At 64.5% G+C, this 6,594-nt stretch carries 6 protein-coding genes and 1 pseudogene; 2 read left to right on the plus strand and 5 right to left on the minus strand.

Annotated features, from left to right (window positions below; translation table 11 throughout):
• The first annotated feature begins 14 nt into the window (after positions 1-14).
• Positions 15-3,521 carry a PAS domain S-box protein gene (locus ACT4OC_RS22515; RefSeq protein ID WP_444841241.1) on the plus strand — a complete coding sequence of 1,169 codons (3,507 nt, stop codon included), beginning with the start codon at positions 15-17 and terminating at the stop codon, positions 3,519-3,521.
• A gap of 115 nt (positions 3,522-3,636) precedes the next feature.
• Here ACT4OC_RS22515 and ACT4OC_RS22520 read toward each other — a convergent pair whose 3' ends face one another.
• The gene (locus ACT4OC_RS22520) at positions 3,637-4,269 is read right to left on the minus strand and encodes a response regulator transcription factor (protein WP_444841242.1); all 633 of its coding nucleotides are present in this window, start codon (positions 4,267-4,269) and stop codon (positions 3,637-3,639) included.
• Positions 4,270-4,419: 150 nt separating this feature from the next.
• Here ACT4OC_RS22520 and ACT4OC_RS22525 point away from each other — a divergent pair, with 150 nt between their 5' ends.
• Positions 4,420-4,725: a hypothetical protein gene (locus ACT4OC_RS22525; RefSeq protein WP_444841243.1), complete on the plus strand. Its 306-nt coding sequence runs from the start codon at positions 4,420-4,422 to the stop codon at positions 4,723-4,725.
• A 78-nt stretch (positions 4,726-4,803) separates the two neighbouring features.
• Here ACT4OC_RS22525 and ACT4OC_RS22530 read toward each other — a convergent pair whose 3' ends face one another.
• The 4 genes and pseudogenes from ACT4OC_RS22530 to ACT4OC_RS22545 all read right to left on the minus strand — a co-directional run.
• Positions 4,804-5,127: a PilZ domain-containing protein gene (locus ACT4OC_RS22530; RefSeq protein WP_444841244.1), complete on the minus strand. Its 324-nt coding sequence runs from the start codon at positions 5,125-5,127 to the stop codon at positions 4,804-4,806.
• 3 nt (positions 5,128-5,130) lie between these two features.
• Complete coding sequence (locus tag ACT4OC_RS22535) at positions 5,131-5,997, minus strand: CheR family methyltransferase (RefSeq protein WP_444841245.1); 867 nt, start codon at positions 5,995-5,997, stop codon at positions 5,131-5,133.
• Positions 5,998-6,037: 40 nt separating this feature from the next.
• The gene (locus ACT4OC_RS22540) at positions 6,038-6,415 is read right to left on the minus strand and encodes a response regulator (protein WP_444841246.1); all 378 of its coding nucleotides are present in this window, start codon (positions 6,413-6,415) and stop codon (positions 6,038-6,040) included.
• 36 nt (positions 6,416-6,451) lie between these two features.
• Positions 6,452-6,594: pseudogene (locus ACT4OC_RS22545) on the minus strand (chemotaxis protein CheW); the annotation flags it as partial.

Raw genomic sequence — 6,594 nt, forward strand, 5'->3', positions numbered from 1 at the left:
GCAAAGAGCGCGACATGACGCTCACGACAAGGCTGGCCATCGCAATGATCCTGCTCGTCGCGATCGCGGTTTCCGCGGTCGGATGGATCGGCTATCGCGACATCGCACAGGAAGTCCTGCCGCGCATCCTCGATCGCACTGAAAACCACGCGCGGCTGGTGGCCTTCGATCTGGAATCGCATGTACGGGGCGCGCGCGGCGACATCGCCGGCTTCCGCTCCGCAGCGGCCCTCAACGGTTTCATCCGCGCACGCGCCGCCGGCGGCATCGATCCGATCGACGGACTCTCGGAAAGAACCTGGCACGACCGGATGGCAGAACGCCTGGTCGCCGAACTGCAGGCCAAGCCGGAGTATGCGCAGTTCCGGATCATTGGCGTCGACGACGGCGGCCGTGAACTCATTCGCGTGGATCGATCCGGACCGAACCGCGCGGTTCGTCTCGTCCCGGCGGCTGAGCTGCAGCAAAAGGGCGAGCGAACCTACTTCAAGGAAACAATCGGCCTCCCCCTCGGCGAGATCTACGTTTCGGCGCTCGACCTCAACCAGGAGCATGGCGCGGTCCAGACGCCCCACCTGCCCACCTTGCGCATCGCCACGCAGCTGCGGCGGCCGGACGGCAAGCCGTTCGGAATTGCGATCGTCAACGTCGACATGCGCCCGGCGCTCGACCGGGTGCGGGCGTCGGTACGGCAGGGCGGCGCGATCTACGCCGTCGGCAAGCGCGGCGACTATTTCGTGCATCCCGACCGGACGCGCGAGTTCGCCTCCGATCTCGGCAAATCGGCCGACTGGCGCAAGGACTTTCCCGATCTCGCTCCCCTGCTCGGTTCGACCGCAAGCATTGCGCGGACGATACCGAACGCCGAAGGCCAGCCGGACGGCGCGGCGCTAGCTTCCGCGGCTCTCGCCGGCAGCGAATGGGTGGGAATCATCGAGACCGTGCCCAACGCGATCATCATCGGCCCGGCCGAGCAGGTCCGCAATACCGCGATCAAGGTGGGCGTCATTGCGGTACTCTGCGCCGCGGCGCTGGCGCTGTTGATCGCGCGGTCGCTGGCGCGGCCGATCGTGCAGTTGACGAAGGCGGTCGAAGGCATCGGCCACGGCGCCGCAGTCGTCATCCCAACGGACACGACCGGAGAAACCGGCGTGCTGGCCCGCGCCTTCGCGCGGATGGTCACGGAATCGACCGACAAGACACTCGCGCTGGAACGCGAAGTGGCCGAGCACCGCCGCACCGAGGCGGCACGCGATCATCATGCCGAGCGCGAGCGGCTGTTCAGCGCGGCGGTCGAGTCGTCTAACGACGCCATCATCACGATGTCGCTGGACGGCACTATCACCGGATGGAATTCCGCCGCCGAACGGCTGTACGGCTACGCCGCGGGCGAAGCCGTCGGCAGGAACATCGACCTGATCGTTCCCGCGGACCGGCGTTCGGAAGTCGAGGACGCCCTGCGGCGGATTGGCTGGGGCGAGAAGATCGAGCACAATGAGACGGTGCGCCTGCGCAAGGACGGCAGCCTCGTCGAGGTGTCGCTCAGCATCTCGCCGATCAAGGCCCCCTCGGGGGCGACCATCGGTATCTCAAAAGTCGCCCGCGACATCACCGAAACCAACCGCACCCGGCTGGCGTTGCGGCAGCAGACCGAGGAGCGCCGCCGCATCTTCGAGACCTCGCAGGACCTGATCCTGGTGATGAATTCGCGCGGCTATCTGGTCCAGATCAGCCCGAGCTGCGAGGCCATCCTGGGCTACCGGCCGGACGAAATGATCGGCCGCAGCGGCGAGGCCTTCATCCACCCCGACGATCTCGAGATATCTCGCGCGGAAATGCGCGCCGCGCGGCGCGGCGAACGCACCAGGATATCCGATACGCGGGTATTCCATAAGGACGGGCACACCGTGCCGCTGTCATGGCTCGGGACGTGGTCCGAGCCGGTGAAGCGCTTCTTCTTCGTCGGCCGCGACATGAGCGAAACCCTGCGGACGCAGCAGAACCTGCGCGAGAGCGAGCAGCTGGCGCGCGGCATCATCGAGACCGCAATCGACGCCTTCGTGCAGATGGACGAAAGCGGCCGCATCACCGACTGGAACAGCCAGGCCGAAAAAATCTTCGGCTGGTCGCGCAGCGAGGCGATCGGCAGGAGGCTGGCCGAGCTGATCGTCCCCGAGCAGCATCGCGCCGCGCATCGCGCAGGCCTCGAACATTTCCTGTTCACCGGCGAGGGCCGCATCCTCGGGAAGCGGCTGGAAATCGAGGCGCTGCGGCGCGACGGACGCGAGATCAAGGTCGAGCTCTCCATCACCGAGTTGAGGCGTCGCGACGGCATCGTGTTCAACGGCTTCATCCGCGACCTCACCGACAAGCTGGCGGCCGAAGACCGCATCAGGCATGCGGAGAAGATGGAGGCGGTCGGCCATCTCACCGGCGGCATCGCGCACGACTTCAACAACATCCTCACCGTCATCACCGGAACGATCGAGATCCTCGCCGAGGCGGTCGCCGGCAAGCCGCAGCTTGCCGCCATCACCGGAATGATCGACGACGCCGCCTCGCGCGGTGCCGAACTGACGCAGCATCTGCTGGCCTTCGCCCGCAAGCAGCCGCTGCAGCCGCGCGAGACCGACATCAATACCCTCGTCATCGACACCGCCAAGCTGCTGCGCCCGACGCTCGGCGAGCAGATCGAGATCGAATCGGTGTTCGAAGACGACGTCTGCGTTGCCACCGTCGACCCCAATCAACTTGCGACCGCGCTGCTCAATCTTGCGCTCAACGCCCGCGATGCCATGCCGAACGGCGGCAAGCTCATCCTCGAAACCGGTTTCGTCGTGCTCGACGACAACTATGCCAGGAGCAACGAGGATGTCCGCCCGGGCCGTTACGCCATGATCGCGGTCAGCGATACGGGGGTAGGCATTTCCTCCGATATTCTCGACAAGGTATTCGATCCGTTCTTCACCTCGAAAGGCCCCGGCAAGGGAACCGGCCTCGGGCTCAGCATGGTCTACGGCTTCGTCAAGCAGTCGGCGGGGCACATCAAGATCTACAGCGAGGAAGGGCACGGCACGACGATCAGGATGTACCTGCCGCCCGGCACCGGCGCGGCGGTCGCCGCCGAGCCGGTAGTGACGGCCATACAGGGCGGCCACGAATCCATCCTGGTCGTCGAGGACGACAAGCTGGTCCGGGACTACGTGCTGACCCAACTGCACTCGCTGGGATACGTGACGCTCGATGCGGCGAATGCGGCGGAGGCGCTGGCGCTGGTCGAGGCCGGCCGGCAGTTCGACCTGCTGTTCACCGACATCATCATGCCCGGCGCCATGAACGGCCGCGAGCTCGCCGACGAGATCGAACGCCGCCTCCCGGGGATGAAGGTGCTCTACACGTCGGGCTACACGGAGAACGCGATCATCCATCACGGCAGGCTCGACACCGGCGTGCTGCTGCTGGCCAAGCCCTACCGCAAGTCCGATCTCGCGGGCATGATCCGCAAGGCGCTCGGCGGCTAGGGCATGGGGACGGCCACGGGACGCGCCGGCGAGGCGCGGAAATCGCGCAAGCTGTTAGACCCTCATGGTGAGAAGCCGCGAAGCGGCGTCTCGAACCACGAGGCCCCGATGCGGCTTACGCGTTGCGCGAGGCCGTCATCACGATGCGGACGAGATCGGCGGCATTGCGCGCGCCGAGCTTCTTCATGATGTTGGCGCGATGATCTTCGATGGTGCGGGGGCTGATGCCCAGCTGCCGGCCTGCTTCCTTGTTGGAGGCGCCCTTGGTGAACTGCTCGAGAACTTCGCGCTCGCGCCGCGTCAGCGGTTCCCGGCCCGGGAAATGCAGCGATTGGACGTTCGAAGTACTGCCGGACTTGCGGCGCGCATAAGCGTCGATCGCCTCGTTCAACCTGGTCACGATTTCGCTGCCGCGGAACGGCTTTTCGATGAAGTCGAGCGCGCCGTTCTTGATGGCGCTGACTGCCATGGCGATGTCGCCCTGCCCCGAGATCATGAAGATAGGTGCCGGATAATCCTCGCCGTGCAGCTCCCTGAGGATATCGAGCCCGGATTTGCCGGGAATATGCACGTCGAGCAGGATGCATGACGGCGTCCTGCTTCGTGCAATCGACAGCAGCGCAGCGCCGTCGGCAAAGCAGATCACCTGGTAACCGCCCGCCGACAACACCATCGACAACGTATCGCGAACGGCGGGATCGTCGTCGACGACGAAGATCTCGCCACGGGAACCGGTTTTTTCGGACATGTGCCCTCGTCCACCGCCGATTGAGAATGACGCGCACCCGGCCGAACGGAGCCGAACGGCCCCGGATCGGGCGTCCCGTATTTGTACGGGACGTTGACTTAACCCACAAGTAGCGCCGTTGCCACTAGAAGTAGGCGCAGGAGCACAGCCATGCAGAAGACAAAGGGTGGCGGCATGCAGCCGGAATCCGCCGATCGGAACGAAAAATATCATATGGTCGTGTCCGACCTGGTCGCGGTCATCGGCCGCGTCAGGAACAGCCTCGAACTGATCGAATCGGAAATCGCCAGCGAAGCAGAAGGCGAGGAGGCTTCCGACATCATCGTGCTGGACGACGTGACGCCGGGCTACTCGCGGGCACAGGCTGCACTGCGGGAATGCGAGGCCGGGCTGAGCGCCGCACTTCACCTGCTGCAGGAGTCCACGCCGCCGGGGATCGTACCTGTGAATTCGTGACAGCAGGAGGCCTGCTGCCGGCGCACTGATCTCTTTCGACCGGAGCGGCGACGATCCGCCGCACGGAGACAGCGCGACCTACGGCATCATGGCGTCATTGCCGGACGCGCCACCGCGCCCCTTCCTGGCGTTCTTGCCCTTCAGGAAGGAAACGTCCATCTCCGTGCCGTTGACGCGTACCAGTTCGCAGCGCCGGTAGGCGAGCCCCGTCGACGACAGCAGCAGGAAGAATTCCTTGAGGTTGAGACCCTGGATGGAACCTTCCACCGTGAGCGCTGCATCGTTGTCGGAAATGGCGTTCAGCAGGCAGTCGCGCCGCCAAGTGCCATCGATCGCCATGATGCAGACGTCATAGCCTCGGCTGAAGGTAACGCGTTCGGTTCCCCTGTTCTCGTCAGACATCGGTTACATCCCGGCGGCCGCCGCGATCCTCGGCACCGCCGCCGGCGCTTTGACCACGCGCGGATCGTTCGGCCGGTAAAGGCCACGCTTGTCCGAACAGGGCTTGAAGGCGTCGGTAAGCCCGACCACGGTTTCCGCAGCGCCCAGCACCAGGAAGCCGTCCGGTTCCATCGCCTTGCAGAGCCGATTGAAGATGTTGATCTTGGTGTCCTGGTCGAAATAGATCAGCACGTTGCGGCAGAAGATCACGTCGAACGTGCCGAGCCCCGAGAAATCGTGCAGCAGATTGAGCCGCCGGTGCTGCACCATGGCGCGGAGCTCCGGGTTGATCTGCCAGAACTCGCCGGTCTGCTTGAAATACTTGACCAGCAGCTGGATCGGCAGTCCGCGCTGCACCTCGAACTGGCTGTAAAGTCCGGCCTTGGATTTCTCCAGCACTTCCTGCGACAGATCGGTCGCAATGACCTCGACGCGCCAGCCGGCGAGCTGGCTGTCCATCTCCTTCAGGCACATCGCCAGCGAATAGGGTTCCTGGCCGGTCGAACCGGCGGCGCACCAGATGCGGATGCTCCTGCGCGCCACGCGTGCCTTGAGGATTTCCGGCATGATCGACTGACGGAAATGGTCGAACGGCACCTTGTCGCGGAAGAAGAACGTCTCGTTGGTGGTCATGGCCTCGACGACCTGCGCGACGAGAGAGGTGGAACCCGTCTTCATCCTCTGCACGAGTTCGGCAATGCCCGCGAGCCCGGCCTTGCGAGCCAGCGGCGCGAGGCGGCTTTCGATCAGATATTGCTTGTCGGCAGACAGGTCGAGACCGGACTGATCCTTCAGCAGCTTGCGCAGGTACTCATAGTCTGGCGGTGTCACGGCAACCTCTCACACGAACGCAACAAACAAACGGCCCGGCTCAGACCGGCGCAGCGATCAGTCCGACTTCCTGGAATTTCGCCGCGACGATGTCCTTGTCGAACGGCTTCATGATGTACTCGTTGGCGCCGCCATGCAGCGCTTTCGAAATGTGGTCGATGCCGTTCTCGGTGGTGCAGAACACCACCTTAGGCGCGTCGCCGCCGGGAAGCTGGCGCAGATGAACCATGAATTCGAAGCCGTCCATGACCGGCATGTTCCAGTCCAGCAGCACCGCATCCGGCAGCTCGCGCTTGCAGATCTCCAGGGCTACCGCGCCGTCTTCGGCCTCGACGATCCGGAAGTTCATGTCTTCCAGGATTCGGCTGGCGATCTTCCGGATGACGCTGGAGTCATCCACCACGAGGCATGTCTTCATTTCAGCGGCCCTCCGGATGGAGCGTTCAGGGTTTGATTAGGCAGCAAGCGCGACTTTCGGCGCGAGTTCGAGGACGCGATCGACGTCGAGGACGACCATGAGCTGTCCGTCGAGGCGGTGGACGCCGCCGGCGAGCTTGGCCATTCGGGGGTCGAGGTTGACGGGGTTTTCCTCGCAGC

The sequence above is a fragment of the Bradyrhizobium sp. genome (genome assembly GCF_052389815.1).
Lineage (GTDB): Bacteria > Pseudomonadota > Alphaproteobacteria > Rhizobiales > Xanthobacteraceae > Bradyrhizobium.

Bases quoted from the DNA above. Each gene is read 5' to 3' on its own strand.
- ACT4OC_RS22525 (WP_444841243.1), top strand. From the start codon at position 4,420: ATGCAGAAGACAAAGGGTGGCGGCATGCAGCCGGAATCCGCCGATCGG.
- ACT4OC_RS22520 (WP_444841242.1), bottom strand. From the start codon at position 4,269: ATGTCCGAAAAAACCGGTTCCCGTGGCGAGATCTTCGTCGTCGACGAC.
- ACT4OC_RS22515 (WP_444841241.1), top strand. From the start codon at position 15: ATGACGCTCACGACAAGGCTGGCCATCGCAATGATCCTGCTCGTCGCG.
- ACT4OC_RS22540 (WP_444841246.1), bottom strand. From the start codon at position 6,415: ATGAAGACATGCCTCGTGGTGGATGACTCCAGCGTCATCCGGAAGATC.
- ACT4OC_RS22530 (WP_444841244.1), bottom strand. From the start codon at position 5,127: ATGTCTGACGAGAACAGGGGAACCGAACGCGTTACCTTCAGCCGAGGC.